This window comes from Pseudomonas sp. 2848 (assembly GCF_003253945.1).
Lineage (GTDB): Bacteria > Pseudomonadota > Gammaproteobacteria > Pseudomonadales > Pseudomonadaceae > Aquipseudomonas.
In genome coordinates this window covers 1-18477 of record NZ_QKZD01000009.1, presented here as the reverse complement: position 1 = coordinate 18477, position 18477 = coordinate 1, and the positions used below count along the sequence as shown (strand labels likewise).

Below are 18477 nucleotides of genomic sequence, written 5' to 3'. Positions count from 1 at the left end.
GCTTGCCCCGCGATAACGCCACTCCAAGGTGACGCCATCACTTTGCAAGCCCGCTCTCACGACGGTGTTACTGCTTCACCCTGCTGTGATACAGGGCCTGCCCGTCATGCCACCAGGCGGCCAGGCTGAATACATCCGGCACCTTGAGGATGCTGAAATGGTTGCCTGGCCCCTGCCACACCTCCAACTGCGGCAGCCATTCACGCCAGCCGTCTTCCATCACCTGTTGCTCGCCCTGGTTGCCGGCCGCGTCCAGGCTCGGATCGGTCACCAGCACCAGCCGCGCCAGACCATCGAATCCCCCCTCGGGGCGATACACCGTGCGCAGCGCCGTGGCGAAGGTTCGCACCACGCCCTCAAGCGCCTGCGGCGAAGAGCGCGACGGCATCAGGCCGCCCCGTACCATCGCCGCGTGCAACTGACGCAGCTGTTCCTGATCGTCGGTTTCAGCGAAGGCTACAGGTTCGATGCCCAACGTCTTGCCGGTGGACAGTTGCAACGATTCGACAAGCCGCTGCAGGGCCTGGGTAAAGGTGTACGGCTTGCCGCAACTACCCCCCGCCCCCGGCGCCTCGCTGTCGATCAGGGTCAGGGAGCGCACCTCGCGCCCCTTGGCCTGCAGGCGTATCGCCATGGCATGGGCCACCCAGCCACCGAACGAGTGCCCGACCAGGTTCAACGGTCCTTCGGGGTACAGCGCCTCGATGGCCTGGGCATGGCACGCCGCAGCCACCTCGACCGAGCAATGGGGCACTTCACCCGCAACCAGGCCACGCGCCTGCAGGCCATGCACCGGCCAGTCCGGCCCCAGCGCCTCGGCCAGGCCGATGAAGCTGGTCACGCTGTCGCCGGCGCCCGGCACGCAGAACACCGGCACATGGCCCGGCACGCCACTCTGGATTGCCAGTAGCGGCTGGTGCGCCGCCGGCGCGAGCGCCGACGCGGCCTGCATCGCCTGGGCGATGGCCTGGCCGAGCACGGCGGCTTGCGGGTCCTGCACCATGCTCTGGTGATCGCCCGGCACGCTCAGGCACTTCAGCTCCTGCCCAGGCAAGGCCTCGGCCCAGCCCAGGCTCGGGCTGTCGGTGACGATACCGGCGCTGCGCTGTTCGGCGATGAACAAGTGCAGCGGCACCGGCAACGGCGCCAGGCGATAGTGAGCCAGGGCATGGCCATGGGCCAGGTGACGCTCGAAGAAGTGACGCAACTGTCCATCGCTGGCCTGGGCCAGGCCGGGCACCAGCAACTGCCGCTCACGGCAGTGGGCAAGCAGTGCCTCGAAGGGCAATGCGCCCGGCTGCAACGCCTCGATCTCGGCCAGTTGCGTAGTCCCCGCCTCGCCCTGCGCCTGCCAGTGCACGCGGCAATGCAGCAGCAACTGCGCTTGCACCAGGTGCGGCCCTTGCCAGCGCGCCTTGCCCTGGTCGCTCAGGCGCGGCACGTAGGTGTCGATCAGGCCGACGAAGGCCACCGGCTCGTCCGCACCCAGCAATTGCGCCGCTACCTCGTAGGCCAGCACACCGCCGAACGACCAGCCGGCCAAGCGATACGGCCCGTGTGGCTGCACGGCGCGAATCTGCCGCACCAGGCGCGCAGCCAGGCACTCCATGGTGTTCAATTGCACCTGCCCGACGGCGACGCCGGCCAGCCCATAGATAGGGAAATCACCTTCGATATGCCGCCCCAGGACCGGGAAATACAGGTCCAGGCCACTGAACTCATGGATCAGGAACAGCGCAGGCTGGCTGCCTGCGGCACGCACCGTGAGCAGGCCTTGCGCCTCGTCCTCGGCCGTCACCTCGTCGAGCAGCGGCGCCAGGGCGGCAATGGTCGGGTGCTGGAACAACTGGGCCAGGGTCGTGTGCAGGCCAGCCTGGCGCATCTCGCCCACCAGGCGGATCGCCGACAGCGAATGCCCGCCCAGCTCGAAGAAGCTGTCATGCCGCCCGACTCGCTCGACCTCGAGCACCTGCGCCCACAGCGCCGCCAAGGCCTGCTCCACCGGCGTCACCGCCGCCTCGAACACCGCCACGGCCAGGTCCTGCGCGCCCGGCAGTGGCAGGGCCCGACGATCGACCTTGCCGTTGTTGGTCAGCGGCAGCGCCTCAAGTGCGACGAACGCTGCCGGCAACATGTACTCCGGCAACCGATCGCGCAGGAAAGCACGCAACGCCGCACCGTCCAGGGCCATGTCGGTACGGGTGTACCACGCCACCAGGCGCAACGGCCCCTGCTCCAGGCGCAGGGCCATGACCACGGCCTCTTCCAGGCCCGGGCACTGGGTGAGGTGTTGCTCGACCTCGCCCAGCTCGATGCGAAAGCCGCGGATCTTCACCTGGTCGTCGGTGCGGCCCAGGCATTCCAACTGGCCATCCTCGCGCCAGCGGGCCAGGTCACCGGTGCGGTACAACCTCGCCCCGGCACCTGCGGCGAATGGATCGTCGAGGAAGCGTTCGGCGGTCAGCTGCGGACGATTCAGGTAGCCGAGGGCGACGCCGTCGCCGCCGATGTACAGTTCGCCGGTGACGCCCTCGGGCAGCAAGCGCCCGTGGCAATCGAGGACATAGGCCGTGGTGTTGCCGATCGGGCCACCGATGGGCACGTGCTCGCAGCCGTCGACCAGCGCCCGCACCGTGCTGGCGGTGGCGAAGGTGGTGGTCTCGGTGGGCCCGTAGCAGTGCACCAGGCGCAACTGCGGCGCCCGGGCCAACAAGGCGCGGAAGCTGGCGGGCTCGCCGCGCTCGCCGCCGCACAGCAGGATGCGCAGCCCGGCCAGGGCTTCGGGGATCAGTTGCACATACTGGTTGAACAGCGCCGTGGTGACGAACATCACACTGGCGCCGCCCTGGCGCAGGGCGGCGGCGAACTGCGCCGGCTCGACCAGGGTCTGGTGGTCGATCACCAGCACCTGGCCGCCGTTGAGCAGGCCGCCCCAGACATCCATGGTCGCGGCGTCGAACGCAGGGTTGGCGACGAAGGCGAAACGGTCCGTGGCGTTGAAGTCGGCATAGCCGTTGTTCAGCACCAGCCGGGCGATGCCGCGATGGGTCACCCGCACCCCTTTCGGCGTGCCGGTGGAGCCGGAGGTGTACATCACGTACGCCACCGCGTCGGCCTCCTGGGCCAGGCCCGGGTTGTGCGTGGGCTGCTCGTCCAGCGCCAGGCAGTCCAGGTCGATGCGCCGCGTCTCGCAATCGGCCGCCAGGCTGCCGAGGGTCAGCAGCATCACCGCCTGGCAGTCCTGGACCATGAACGCCTGGCGCTCGGCCGGGGCGTTGATGTCCAGCGGCACGTAGATCGCCGAACACTTGAGCACGGCCAACTGCGCGACCAGCAACGGCAGCGAGCGAGGCAGCAGGATCGCCACATGATCGCCGGCCGCCACCCCCTCGCCGATCAGCCAGTGCGCCAGGCGGTTGGCCTGCTCATTCAGCTCGGCGTAACTCAGCTGGCGCTCATCATGCAGCGCCGCCAGCGCCAACGGATGGCGCGCCACCTGTTGCTCGAACAGGCGGTGCACGGGCACCGACCTGGGGTAGTCGCGTTGCGTGGCGTTGTAGCCGAGCAATCGGCGACGCTCCTCGGCCGGCACGATGTCCAGCCGCTCCAGGCCTTGCTCGGGATCATGTGCCAGGGCCTCGACCAGGTGTGCGAGAGCCTGCTCGAGGTAACCGCACAGACGCCGGGCGTCCAGGCCCGCCGCGCACTGCGCGGTCAGGCTGAAGCGCTCCCCGAGGTCGTCGATGCTCAGGGCCAGCGGGTAGTTGCTGCGTTCCTGCGCATGCAGCAGCTCGATGCCCTGCCAGGCACGCCCACTGGCAGTGTCATGGGCCAGCGCGGCGGCACTGTGGCGGTAGTTGAGCAAGGCGCTGAACAGCGGCGCACCGGGCGGCAAGGCACTGCAGCGCTGCGCCAGGGCCAGTTGCGCATGCTCGTGCACCAACAGCCCGGTCAGCCGGCGGTGGGTGTCGAGCAGCGCCTCACGTACCGGCAGGCGGCCCACGTCCAGGCGCAGCGGCAAGGTGTTGATGAACACGCCCAAGGCCCGCTCCATGCCTTCACCGCCCTGCAGGCGACCAAGCAGCACGGTGCCGAACATCACGCTGTCGCGCCCCGACAACTGCCCCAGCACCAGGCCCCAGGCCAGGTGCATCAGGCTGGCCGCGCCGACACCCAGCAGCCGCGCCTGTTCGCGGGCCCGCCGCGCCAGCTCGTCGTCCAGCCAGTGCTGGGCTTCGGCCACGGCGTCGGCGTGGGCCAGCGGATGCGGACCGTAGGCCAGGGTCGGCTCGTCGATATCACCCAACTGCTCGCGGAAGTACGCCTCATGCTCGGCCTCGCCGGCACCCTGCAGCACCTGGGCGATGTAGTTGCGGTACGGCACCGGCGGCGGTAAGCGCAGCTGCTCGCCGAGCAGGCAGGCCTCCAGTTCGGCGCGCAACACGTCCTGGGCCACGTGATCCATGACCAGGTGGTGGAACAGCAAGGTGGCGGTGATCCGCCCGCTGCTCGGGTCCTGGCGGTGCACCAGGCGCAGGAGCGGCGCGCGGGTCAGGTCCAGGCGCAGGCTGATCGGCTCATCCGCGGCCAGTTCCTGCACGGGCAACGCCGCCTGGCGCCATACCACCTGCACCGGCTGCGCCAGACCTTCCCAGTACAACGAAGAACGCAGGATGTCGTGCCGGGCGATCACCTGGTCCAGCGCCTGGCGCAACGCCTCCAACCGGGCCTGGTCGGCCACCGCGAAACGCGCCTGCAGCAGGTAGGGATCGTCACCCTCGCTGGCCAGGTGGTGATAGAGAATCCCCGCCTGCAACGGCCCCAGCGGGTAGATGTCTTGCACATTGGCGGCACCGCCAGGCACCTGGTCGACAATCCGCTCGATGTGCGACTGTTCCAGCGCCACCAACGGCAGCAAGTCCGGCGTGATGCTCCGGCAATCACTGCCGATGCGGTTGGTCGGCACCCGGCTTCCGCCATGCTGGCCCAGGGTCGCGGCCACGGCGGCCAGGGTCGGTTCGGCGAACAGCACGCGGATGTCCGCGTCCAGGCCCTCGGCGCGCAAGCGGGCGATCAGGGTCACGGCCAGCAGCGAGTGGCCACCGAGCTCGAAGAAATGGTCCTGGCGCCCTACCCTGGGCACATTGAGCAACTCGGCCCATAGCGCCGCCAGATGGCGCTCGGCCTCGCCTTGCGGCGCCTCGTAGGCACGGCTGAGCACCGCGTCGGCACCAGGGTCGGGCAGACGCTGGCGGTCGAGCTTGCCATTGGCCGTCAATGGCATGGCCGGCAATGCCACATAGGCCGACGGCACCATGTAGTCCGGCAAGCGCGCCTGGGCATGCTTGCGCAATGCCGCCACGCCCGGCACGGCATCGTCGGCCGTGAACCAGGCGACCAAGCGCTCACCGCGCAGCAGCACCGCCACTTCGCGCACACCCGGATGGCTGGCCAGGCAGGCCTCGATCTCGCCCAACTCTATGCGCAGACCGTGCAGTTTCACCTGGAAATCGTTGCGACCAAGGAATTCCAGCTCGCCATCAGCGCGACGACGCACCAGGTCGCCGCTGCGATACAGGCGCTCATCGACCACGAACGGACTGGCACCGAAACGTTCGGCCTCCAGCGCCGGCAGGCCCAGATAGCCACGCGCCACGCCGACGCCGCCGATGTACAGCTCGCCCACCACGCCCCGCGGTACCGGCAGGCCATGGCTGTCGAGCACATACAGGCGGGTGTTGGCGATCGGCCGACCGATCGGTGGCGCCCCTTCGGGCACGGGTTGCCGGGGCTCGAGGGTCCAGACGCAGCAGTCGACGGTGGCCTCGGTGGGGCCGTAGACGTTGTGCAGCCGCACCTGCGGTAGGCGCTCGCGCAACTGGCGCAGCAACGCCGAAGTCAGCTCGCCACCGCCACAGACCACATCGGTGAGGCTGTCGCAGGCCGCGCTGGCCTCCAGGGCGAGGAACTGCTGCAGCAGCGCGGGCACGAACTGCACCACGCTGACCCGCTGGCGCTGGATCAGCGCCGCCAGGTAGTCCGGGTCGCGCTGGCCATCCGGGCGCGCCAGCACCAGGCGCAGGCCGGCACACAGCGGCCAGAACAGCTCCCATACCGACGCATCGAAGCTCACCGGGGTCTTGTGCAGCAGCGCACCTGATGCGCTCGGGGCGATCAGCCGCGAACTCCAGTGCACCAGGTTGCACAGGCTGCGGTGCTCGACCATCACCCCTTTCGGCGTGCCGGTGGAGCCGGAGGTGTAGATCACGTAGGCCAGGTGGCGGGCGCCAAGGCCCGGCACCTGTGGATTGTCCGGCGACTGCTCGGTCCAGTCCGGCTGGTCGAGGTCCAGCCGCGCCACCGGGCTGTCGCTGAAGCGCCGGTTGCTGGCGGCATCCACCAGCAACGCCAGCGGCGCGCTGTCTTCGAGCATGTACGCCAGGCGCTCATCCGGGTAGCCCGGATCCAGCGGCACGTAGGCGCCACCGGCCTTGAGCACCGCCAGCAGCCCGACCAGCAACCGTGGCCCCCGCGCCAGGCACACGGCGACCCGGCTGTCGGCGACCACGCCCTGTTCGATCAGGCGGTGGGCCAAGCGGTTGGCCGCCGCATTCAATTCGGCGTAGGTCAGTTGCCCGTCCTCGGCCTGCACCGCGATGGCCTGCGGCGTACGCGCCACCTGCGCCTCGAACAGCGCGTGCAGCGGTTGCTGCAAGCCGCCGATCCGCTCGCTGGCGTTGCAGGCCACCAGTTCCTGGCGACGTTCGGCGGCGCCGAGCAGCTCGACCTTCGCCGGCACGGCCTGGTCGCTGCCCGCCATCGCCCAGAGTAGTTGCTCCAGGTAACCCAGGTGCCGCTCGATGGTCGCCCGGTCGAACAGCGCGGTGGCGAACTCCAGGGCGCCGCCGTAGCCGTCGGCGGTCTCGCCCAGGCTCAGGGTCAGGTCGAACTTGGCGAAGGTCTGCGTGCCACCCAGCGCCTCCAGCTGCAGCCCACCCAGGCGCAGGGCCTCGCCCGGCACACCGTTCCACGCCAGCGATACCTGGTAAAGCGGTGTGTGGGCCAGGCTGCGCGGCGGGTGCAAGCGTTCCACCACCTGTTCGAACGGCAGGTCCTGATGATCCTGGGCCTGGCTCACACAGGCCTTGACCCGGGCCAGCAGCGCGCCGACATCGGGGCTGCCGGAGGTATCGATACGCAGCGCCAGGGAGTTGACGAACAAGCCGATCAGCCCCTCGACCTCGGCCTGCCGGCGGTTGGCCACCGGGGTGCCGATCACTACCTCGGCCTGGCCGGACAGGCGCGCCAGCAACACCGCCCAGGCGCCGGCGAAGAGCATGAACGGGGTGACCCCATGACGCAGGCACAGCGCTCGTAGATCTTCGCTCAGGCGCCGGTCCAGGCGCACTTCGACGCGGTCGCCCAGGTAGTCCTGACGGGCCGGTCGTGGCCGGTCGGTGGGCAGGGTCAGCAGCACCGGCGCACCGGCCAGGGCCTGGCTCCAGTAGTCGCCCTGGCGCTGCAAGGCCTCACCGCTCAGCCAGCGACGCTGCCACAGGGCGTAGTCGCCGTACTGGATCGCCAGCGCCGGCAGCGGGTCGTCGCGGCCTTCGCTGAAGGCCTGGTACAACGTCGCCAGCTCCTGGGTGAACACCCCCATCGACCAGCCGTCGGCAACGATATGGTGCAAGGTCAGCAACAGCACATGGTGGTCCGCCGCCAGGCACAGCAGGCGGCCGCGCACCGGCAGCTGGTGCGCCAGGTCGAATGGCAGCATCGCCTCGGCCTGCATCAGCTCGGGCAACTGCTGCGCCGCGCCGCGCAGGTCATGCCAGGCCAGGGCGAAGCCGCCCCGTCCGGGCGCCACCCGTACCCGCGCCTCGGCGCCTGTCTGGGTGAAGTGGCTGCGCAGGCTCTCGTGGCGCTCGACGATGCGCTCCAGCGCCCGCTCCAGGGCCTCGCGGTCCAGCGGGCCGCGCAAGGCCAGGCCCAGGGGAATATGGTAGGCGGCGCTGGCATCGTCCATCTGCGCCAGGAACCACAGCCGTTGCTGGGCGAACGACAGCGGCAGGGACTGGCCGCGCGGCGCCGGCTCGATGGCCGGCAGCACGTCGTGGCGATCCTCGGCCAGGGTCGCCGCCACCGTCAGCAGGCGGTCGTCGGCGAACAGCTCGCCCAGCGACAGCTCCAGGCCCAGCCGCGTGCGCACCTGGCCCACCATGCGCATGGCCAGCAGCGAATGACCGCCCAACTCGAAGAAGCGGTCCTGACGCCCCACCCGCTTGAGCTGCAACAGCTCGCACCACAGCTCGGCCAGGGCAACCTCCAAGGCCCCTGCCGGGGCCTCGTAGGCCTGGCTGTCCGCTTCGCGCTCGGGCAACGGCAGGGCCCGGCGGTCGACCTTGCCGTTGGCGGTCAGTGGCCAGGCATCCAGTTGTACCCACGCCGCCGGCACCATGTAGGCCGGCAGGCGTTGTTGCAGCGCGGCACGCAGGGTACCGACCGGCTGCGCCTCGGCGCCGGCAATGTAGTAGGCCACCAGCCGCGGCTGCCCGGGCTGGTCCTCGCGGGCCACCACCAGCGCTTCGGCGACCCCCTCCAGGGCGAGCAGCTGCGCCTCGATTTCCCCCAGTTCGATGCGCAGTCCGCGCACCTTCACCTGGTCGTCGTTACGGCCCAGGTAGTCGAGGGTGCCGTCGGCATTCCAGCGCGCCAGGTCGCCGGTGCGGTACATGCGTGCGCCGGGCACCTCGCTGAACGGATCTTCGAGGAAACGCTCGGCGCTCAGGCCTGCGCGGTTCAGGTAGCCGCGCGCCACACCGGCTCCGCCCACGTAGAGTTCGCCGGCCACACCGCACGGCACCAGCTGCCGCGCATCATCCAGCAGGTACACGCGGGCATTGGCGATCGGCCGGCCGATGTCCAGCACGCCGCCCGGCAGCACCAGGCCCGAGGTGGCGACCACGGTCGCCTCAGTGGGGCCGTAGTTGTTGACCACGACAAAGCCGGGGTCGCTAGTGAACTGGCGCAGGCGGTCGCCGCCGATCAGCAAGGTGCGCAAGGTCGGATGACGCAGCCCCTGGGTGAAGGCGTACTCGGCCACCGGGGTCGGCAGGAACGCCACCTTCAGGGGTTGCTCCAGCCACCAGGCCAGCAGACCGTCGAGCTGCTCGTTGCCCAACTGCGCTGGTGGCAAGTGCAGCACCGCCCCGGCGCACAGCGCCGGCCATACTTCCCAGGCCATGGCGTCGAAACCGAAGCCGGCGACGCTGGCGGTGTGATCCCCCGCGCCCAGCTCGAAGGCCTTGCAGTGCCAGTGCACCAGGTTGGCCAGGGTGCGGTGCTCGACCATCACGCCCTTGGGCTGGCCGGTGGAGCCGGAGGTGTAGATCACGTAGGCCAGGTGGCTGGCCTGCAGGCCGGCGACCTCGGGGTTGTCCGCACGCTCCGGCCAGTGCGGCCTGTCCAGTGCCTGCGCCGCCACGCCCAGCCCTTCAAGGCGCACCAGCAACGCCTGCTGCGCCAGCACCACCACCGGGGCGCTGTCCTCGAGTAGATAGCGCAGCCGCTCGTCCGGGTGCGCCGGGTCCACCGGCACGTAGGCGCCACCGGCCTTGAGCACCGCAAGCAACGCCACCAGGGTGTCGAGGCCTCGGCGGGCCACCACGGCCACCCGCTCGTCGGGGCCGACACCTTGCCCGATCAGGTAATGGGCCAGGGCGTTGGCGCGCAGGTTCAGCTCGCCATAGGAGAGGGGCATGTCGCCTTGGCTGGCGGCCAGTGCCTGCGGTGCGCGGGCCGCCTGGGCCTCGACCAGGCCATGCACGGTCTGCCCGTTCGGGAACGCCAGGGCACTGCGATTGAAGGTGTCCAGCAGGCGCTTGCGCTCGGCCCCGCCCACCAGTTCGACCTCGGCCAGCGGCGCCTGGTCATTGGCCACCATGGCGCGCAGCATGCTGTCCAGATACCCGGCGAAACGGCGCACGGTGCTTTCATCGAACAGTGCTGTGGCGTACTCGAGGCTGCCGACCAGTGCCTCGCCCTGCTCGCCCATGCTCAGCGACAGGTCGAACTTGGCTACCTGGCCGACCTGTTCCACGCCTTCCAACTGCAGCCCCGCCAGGGTCGGCGCGGCGCCCTCGGTGGCCAGCCAGTTGAGGGTGGTCTGGAACAACGGGGTATGGCCGAGGCTGCGCGCCGGCCGGACGATCTCCACCACCTGCTCGAAGGGCAGGTCCTGGTGCGCCTGGGCGTCGAGCAGGCGGGCCTTGACCTGCGCCAGCAGGCGCTCGGTGCTCGGCGCGCCCGCGGTATCGATACGCAGGGCCAGGGTATTGACGAACAGGCCGACCAACGGCTCCAGTTCGGCGCGCCCGCGCCCGGCCACCGGGCAGCCCACCACCACCTCGGCCTGCCCGCACAGCCGGGCCAGGGTGGCGGCCCAGGCGCTGAGCATAACCATGTACAGCGTCACCTGGTGTCGCTGGGCCAAGGCCCGCAGGCCGGCCCCCAGGCGCGCATCCAGCTGCAGCGCCAGGCTGGCGCCGCTGAAATCCTGGCGCGCCGGTCGTGGCCGGTCGCTGGGCAGGCTCAGCAGCGTCGGCGCGCCGTCCAGGGCCTGGCGCCAATAGTCGGCCTGGCGTTGCAGTTGCTCGCCGGCCAGCCAGCGCCGCTGCCACACGGCGTAGTCGCCATATTGGATGGCCAGCGCCGGCAGCGGGTCGTCCTTGCCCTCACGCAGCGCCGGGTACAGCGCGTTCAATTCGCGGGTCAGCACGCCGAGGGACCAGCCATCGGCGACGATATGGTGCACGGTGAGGAGCAGCACATGGTGCGCCTCACCCAGGCGCAGCAGGCTGGCCCGCAGCAACGGCCCCGTTGTCAGGTCGAAGGGGGCGGCGGCCTCGTCGCGCAGGTGCCCGGCCAGTGCCTGCGGTGCCAGCGTCCGGCGCTGCAACCAGCCGGGTTGCGGGGGCGCGGCGATGATCACCTCGGCACTGTCGCCACAGGGCACGAAGCGACTGCGCAGGCTCTCGTGGCGCGCGACGATGCGCAGCAAGGCGGCCTCCAGCGCGTCGGCATCCAGTGTTCCGCGCAGGCCCAACGCCAGCGGCACGTTGTAGGCCTGGCTGCCGCCTTCCAGTTGAGCGAGGAACCACAGGCGCTGCTGGGCAAACGACAGCGGCAAGGGTTGCTCACGGGACACCGCGACGAGCGCTGGCAGCTCGCTGCGCCCGGCGCCGGCCAGCACCTGGGCCACCGCCGCCAGCTCGGGATTGGCGAACAGGTCGGCCAGGGCCAGTTCCACGCCAAGGCGCAGCCGCACCTGGGAAACCATGCGCATGGCCAGCAGCGAATGCCCGCCCAGCGCGAAGAAGTGGTCATGCCGGCCAACCCGCTCCACGTGCAGCAGCTCGCCCCACACCTGGGCCAGGGCCTCTTCCAGTTCGCCTTCGGGAGCCACGTAGGTGTGCTCGAACAGGGCCGATCGTTCCGGCGCCGGCAGCGCACGGCGGTCGAGCTTGCCGTTGGCGGTCAGGGGCAGTGCGTCCAGCGACACATACGCAACCGGCACCATGTATTCCGGCAGATGGGCCAGCAACTGCCCGCGCAGTTGCTCAGGCTGGGCCGGTTCCAGGCCCGCCTGGGCGGTGAAGTAGGCCACCAGCCGCGGTTGGCCGGGCTGGTCCTCGCGGGCCACCACCACCGCCTCGCCGATGCCCGGCAAGCCGTTCAGGCGGCTTTCGATCTCACCCAGTTCGATGCGCACGCCGCGAATCTTCACCTGGTCGTCGTTGCGGCCCAGGTAATCGAGGGTGCCGTCGGCCAGCCACCGCACCAGGTCGCCGGTGCGGTACATGCGTGCACCGAGTGTCGTGCTGAACGGGTCGTCGAGGAAGCGTTCGCGGGTCAGTTGCGCACGGTCCAGGTAGCCGCGGGCGACCCCGGCGCCGCCGATGTAGAGCTCGCCGGGCACACCCAGGGGCACGGGCTGCAGGTACGCATCGAGCACGTACAGGCGGGCGTTGTCCACGGCGCCGCCGATGTGCAGGGCGCCGCCCGCCTCCACCACGCCGGAGCTGGCCACCACGGTGGTCTCGGTGGGGCCGTAGTTGTTGACCACGGCGAAGGTCTGGGTGCGGTTGAACTGGCGCAGGCGGTCGCCGCCGATCAGCAAGGTGCGCAGGGTCGGGTGTTCGAGCTGGTGGCTGAAGGCATACTCGGCCACCGGCGTGGGCAGGAAACTGACATCCAGCGGCTGGGCGCGCCACCAGGCCAGCAGCGCGTCAAGGTCTTCGTGGCCTTCGCTGGACGGGGCCAGGTGCAGGGTCGCCCCCGCGCACAGCGCCGGCCAGACTTCCCAGGCCATGGCGTCGAAGCCGAAGCCGGCCAGGCTCGAGGTGTGACGCCCCTGGCACAGGTCGAACGCGCGGCAGTGCCAGTCCACCAGGTTGTTCAGGTTGCGGTGTTCGACCATCACCCCCTTGGGCTGGCCGGTGGAGCCTGAGGTATAGATCACATAGGCCAGGTGCGCCGGGCTCAGGCCGCTCACCTGGGGATCGTCACAGCGCGCCGGCCAGTCCGGCTGGTCGAGTGCCAGCACCGGCACCGCGCCTGTGCCCAGGCGGCCGCGCAGCGCCTGCTGGGTCAGCACGGCCACCGGCGCGCTGTCATCCAGCAGGTAACGCACGCGCTCGTCGGGGTGTGCCGGGTCCACCGGCACGTAGGCGGCGCCGGCCTTGAGCACCGCGAGCAGGCCGACCAGGGTGTCCAGGCCGCGCCGGGCGAACACCGCCACCCGGTCGTCGGGGCGCACGCCCAGGCCGATCAGCTGATGGGCCAGGGCGTTGGCGAGCCGATTCAACTGCTGGTAACTCAGCGACTGGTCGTCACAGGTGGCGGCCAGGGCCTGCGGATGGGCCTGGGCCACGGCCTCGATGCGCCGGTGCAACGGCCCATGAGTATCTGTGGCGCCAGGGGTCTGGTTGAAGGCTCCCAGTATGTGCTCGCGCTCTTCGTCCGGCAGCATCGGCAACGCGCGGACGGCAACAGCGGGTGCTTGCACCAAGGCCGCGAGCAGGCTGCGCAGGGTCTGCTCCAGATAGGCGCAGACGCGTTGCGCCGGCACATCGGGGCTGGCCAGCAAGGTCAGGCGGAAGGCTTCGCCGAAGTCGTCGACGCTCAAGGTCAACGGGTAGTTGGTGGCCTCGGCGGCATGCACGATCTCGATACCTGCCCAGCCTGCCCGGCGCACCGCCTCGGAACCCGAGGACGCGCTGTGGCGGTAGTTGAGCAAGGCGTTGAACAATGGCGTCGGTGCCGCCACGCCGCTGCAGCGCTGGGCCAGGGCCAGGGGCGCATGCTCGTGGCGCATCAGCGTGCTCAGGCGCTGGTGGGTAGCCTTGATTGCCGTGGCCAGGTCAGCGGCATCCAGGTCGACCCGCAGCGGCAAGGTATTGATGAAGATGCCCAGCGCCCGGTCGGTGGCTTCGGCACCTTGCAGGCGCCCCATCAGCACGGTGCCGAACACCACCTGCTCGCGCCCGGTCAGGCCACCCAGCACCCGTGCCCAGGCCAGGTGGAACAGGCTGGCGACGCTCACCCCCTGGCTGCGCGCCTGGCTGCGCAGGTCGCGGCACAACGCCAGGTCGAGATCCAGGGCGTGCTCGTCCAGCGCCGCGCCGTCACCCTGCACATCGCCCAGGCCATAGGCCAGGGTCGGCCCATCGACGCCCCCGAGCATGTCGCGGAAAAACGCCTCGTGCTCGGCCTCGCTCACGCCCAGCAGGGCCTGGGCCACGTGGTTGCGAAACGGCACCGGCCGGCCCAGATGGGCACTCTCGCCGAGCAGGAAGGCGAGCATTTCGTGGCGCACCACTTCCAGGGCGCTGTGGTCCATGGCCACGTGGTGGAACTGCAGGGTGGCGTGGACCTGCCCGCCGGGCTCCGGCGCCTGGCACTGCAGGCGGATCAGCGGGGCCTGGGTCAGGTCGAAGCCAGTGTCGGGCAACGCGCCGGGAGCCAGTTGCACGACACGCAGCCGGGCCTTGCGCCAGACCACCTGCAGCGGCGTTTCCAGGGTCTTCCAGTGCACCGAGGTGCGCAGGATGTCGTGTCGCTCGATCACCCCTTGCAGCGCCTGGGCGAAGGCCTCGACCCGGCTGCTGTCGGCAAACACGAAGCGCGCCTGCATCACATAGGGATCATGCTCGCCGGCACTGGCGTGGTGGAACAGCATGCCCTGTTGCAGCGGCACCAGCGGGTAGATGTCCTGCACGTTGGCCGCCCCGCCGGGAATGGCCGCGACCAGCTGGTCGAGGCTGTCCTGGTCGAGGTCGGCCAGGCTGAGCATGGCGGACGTGATGCGCTCGCAATCGGCGGGGATGCGGTTCTCCGGCACTTCGACGCTGCCCTGGCGCGCCGCCACGTATTCACCGCGCTCCAGCAGGGCGACCAGCGCCAGCTTGTGCTCGCGCAAGCGTGCCACCAGGGCCGTGTCGGTCAGGGCCTGGCGATTGCCCTGAACCACCAGTTGGCCATCCTTGAGGGCCAGCTGGACATTGTTGGCGGTCAGTGTCGCCAGTAGTTCGTTGATGCTCACAGGACGATCTCCATTCTGTCTGTGATGGCGGCATAGCCTGCCAGCGTCGGGTGTTCGAACAGGCTGCGCACGTCGGCCTCCAGGCCCGCTTCGCGCAGGCGCGAGGTGAGGGTCACCGCCAGCAGCGAGTGGCCGCCCAGTTCGAAGAAGTTGTCATGGCGCCCTACCCGCTCCACGCCCAGCAGCTCGCTCCAGATCCGCGCCAGCAGCTGTTCGGTATCGCCGGCCGGCGCCTCGTAGTCGCGGCTCGGCAGGTCAGCTGCCGGCAGCGCCTTGCGGTCGAGCTTGCCGTTGGCGGTCAGCGGCAGGGCCGGCAGCGGAATGAACAGTGCGGGCACCATGTATTCCGGCAGTTGCCCGAGCAACGCTTCGCGCAAGGCCTCGGCCGGCGGCACGTCGCCGGTGACATAGGCCACCAGGCGCGGGCCGGCCGGCTGGGTGTCGTGCACCAGCACCACGGCTTCGCGCACCCCGGCCACACGAGTGAGGCAGGCCTCGATCTCGCCCGGTTCGATGCGCAAGCCGCGCAGTTTGATCTGGTGGTCGGTGCGGCCGAGGAACTCCAATACGCCGTCGGGACGCTGGCGCACCAAGTCGCCGCTGCGGTACAAGCGGTCACCTGGCACGAACGGGCTGGCGATGAAACGCTCGGCCTGTTGCTCCGGCAAGCCCAGGTAGCCCCGCGTCACCCCGGCCCCGCCGATGTGCAACTGACCGGCAACGCCGAACGGCACCGGTTGGTCATGCGCATCCAGCACATACAAGCGGGTGTTGTCGATCGGCCGGCCTATCGGCAATGCACCCGTCGGCAACGGATCCCGCGCTTCCAGGGTCCAGACGCTGCAATCCACCGTGGTCTCGGTGGGGCCATAGACGTTGTGCAGGCGCACCTGCGGCAAGCGCTCGCGCACCTGGCGGGCCAGGGCTTCGGTGAGCTCGCCACCACCGCAGACGATGTCGGTGAGGCTGGCGCAGGCGGCGCTGGCGTCCTCGTCGAGGAACTGCTGCAGCAAGGCCGGCACGAACTGCACCACCTTGACCTGCTGCCGCTCGATCAGCCCCGCCAGGTACTGCGGGTCGCGCTGGCCATCCGGGCGTGCCAATACCAGGCGCAACCCGCTGCACAGCGGCCAGAACAGCTCCCACACCGAGGCGTCGAAGCTCACCGGGGTCTTGTGCAGCACCGCGCCTTCGCTCGGGAACAGCCCGGCGCTCCAGTGCACCAGGTTGACCACGTTGCGGTGCTCGACCATCACCCCCTTGGGCACGCCAGTGGAACCGGAGGTGTAGATCACATAGGCCAGGTGCTGCGAGGTCAGGCCAGACACCTGCGGATTGCTGCCCGGCAGGTCGTCCCACGTCGGCTGATCGAGGTCGACCAATGTCGCCGACGAACTCACCAGGGCGCGGGTGGCCTGTTGCACCAGCAACGCCCGCGGTTGGCTGTCGGCGAGCATGTGGCCGAGACGCTCGGCCGGATAGTCCGGGTCGAGCGGCACATAGGCGCCACCGGCCTTGAGGATCGCCAGCAGGCCGACCAGCAGCGGCAGGCCGCGCTCGACGCAGATCGCCACCCGGTCGTCGGGTTTCACACCCAGCGCGATCAGGTGATGGGCCAGGCGGTTGGCCTCGGCATTGAGCTGGGCATAACTCAGCTCACCCTGCTCCGCGCAGATGGCTACGGCCTCGGGCGTACGCAGGGCCTGGGCCTCGAACAGCGCCTGGAGGGTCTGGGTCAGTTCGTGAGGCCGCGCCGTGCGGTTGCAGTCGTGCACCAGCTGACGGCGCTCATCGAGCGACAGCACCGGCAGTTGCAGCAACGCCTGGCGTGGCTCGCGTGGCAGCGCTTCGACCATGGCCTGCAGCACCTGCCGCAGTTGCCCGCAGACCCGCGCGGCGCCGACCGCCGCCGGGGCCAGGGCCACCAGACGGAAGCCTGCACCGATGTCGTCCACGCTCAGGCTCAGCGGATAGTTGCTGCGCTCATTGCTCTGCAGGGTCTCGATACCCTGCAGCGCCAGGCGCTGGGCCTCGTCCGCCTGGGTGCCGTGACGGTAGTTGAGCATCGCGCTGAACAGTGGCGCCGGCGCCGGTACGCCGCTGCAGCGCTGGGCCAGGGCCAGCGACGCATGTTCGTGGGCGAGCAAGGCGCTGAGGCGCTGCTGGGTCTGATGCACCGCCTCCTGCAGGGTCGTGGCGCGCAGGTCCAGGCGCAGCGGCAGGGTGTTGATGAACATGCCCAAGGCCTGTTCGGCGCCCTCGCCAGCCTCCAGCCGGCCCAGCAGCACGGTGCCGAACACCACGCTGTCGCGGCCGCTGGTGGCGGCCAGCAGACGGCCGTAGGCCAGGTGGAACAGGCTGGCGACGCTGACACCCAACCGCCGGGCATGTTGCCGCAGGTCTGCGCACAGGGTCTCGTCCAGCCACAGCTGGGCCTCCTCGATGCCCTGGCCATCGACCTGCACGTCGCCCAGGCCGTAGGGCAGCGTCGGCTCGTCGATATCACCCAGTTGCTCGCGGAAGAACGCCTCGTGCTCGGCCTGGCTGACGCCCAGGCGCGCCTGGGCCACGTAGTTGCGATACGGCGCGCCCTGCCCGGCGGGCACCGCTGCGCCCTGCAGGTAACCGACCAGCTCGCGGCCTAGTACATCCAGAGCGGTATGGTCGAGGACGATATGGTGGAATTGCAACGCGGCCAGCAACCCTGGACCTTGCGGGTCCGACCAGTGGTACAGGCGCACCAGCGGGGCCTGCTCCAGGGCCAGGGCGTGGGGCACCGCGGCTTCATCCTCCACCTCGAACACCGCCAGAGCGGCCTGGCGCCACACCACCTGCACCGCCTGGGGCAGGCCGTCCCACAGCACCGAGGTGCGTAGCACGTCGTGGCGGGCGATCACCTTGCCCAGGGCATCGACGAAGGCGTGCAGGCGTTCGTGGCTGGCGAACGCCATGCGCGAGGCCAGCACGTAGGGGTCGTGCTGCGGCGAGCTGAGGTGGTGGTAGAGGATGCCTTCCTGCAACGGCGCCAGCGGGTAGATATCCTGCACGTTGGCCGCGCCGCCCGGCACCATGGCGACGATGCGTTCGATGGCGGCCGGTTCCAGTTCCACCAGTGGCAGCATGTCCGGGGTGATCTGGGTGCAGCCGGCCGGGATCCGGTTGGCCGGGACCTCGACCCGGCGGCCCTGGCCCAGGGTCGCCGCCAGCGCCGCCACCGTCGGCTGGCCGAACAAGGTGCGCACGTCGGCCTGCAGGCCGGCTTGGCGCAGGCGCGCGGTGAGGGTCACCGCCAGCAGCGAGTGGCCACCGAGTTCGAAGAAGTTGTCGTGGCGACCGACCTGCTCGATACCCAGCACTTCGGCCCAGATCGCGGCTATTGCCACCTCGGAAGCACCGGTCGGCGCGACATAGGCGTGGCGAACCAGGGCCGAGGGATCGGGATCCGGCAGCGCCTTGCGGTCCAGCTTGCCGTGGCTGGTCAGTGGCAGTGCGTCCAGGCGGACCAAGGCCTGCGGCAGCAGATGCGCCGGCAGGCTGGCCTGCAAGCCCTCGCGCAAGCGCTCGATATCGACCGTTGCCGCTTCGGTGAACCACGCCAGCAGGCGCTCGTCGCGCACCAGCACCACGGCATCGGCGATGCCCGGCTGGGCCTTGAGCGCGGCCTCGATCTCGCCCAGCTCGACCCGCACACCGCGAATCTTCACCTGGTCATCGTTGCGCCCCTGGTACTCCAGGGTGCCGTCGGCGTTCCAGCGCACCAGGTCGCCGCTGCGGTACATCCGGCCAGCGGCGAACGGATCGTCGAGGAAGCGCTCGGCAGTCAGTTCAGGGCGATTGAAGTAACCGCGTGCCACCTGCGCGCCACCGATGTACAG

2 protein-coding genes are annotated in these 18477 nt (G+C 70.0%); both read right to left on the bottom strand.

Going from position 1 to position 18477, the window contains the following annotated elements; all coding sequences use genetic code 11:
- Positions 1-67: 67 nt before the first annotated feature.
- Positions 68-14602: a non-ribosomal peptide synthetase gene (locus DFS21_RS18105; RefSeq protein WP_111532762.1), complete on the bottom strand. Its 14535-nt coding sequence runs from the start codon at positions 14600-14602 to the stop codon at positions 68-70.
- On the bottom strand, positions 14599-18477 hold a 3879-nt coding region (locus tag DFS21_RS18100; protein ID WP_146603152.1), incomplete at its 5' end, for a non-ribosomal peptide synthetase. The genes DFS21_RS18100 and DFS21_RS18105, both read right to left, overlap by 4 nt.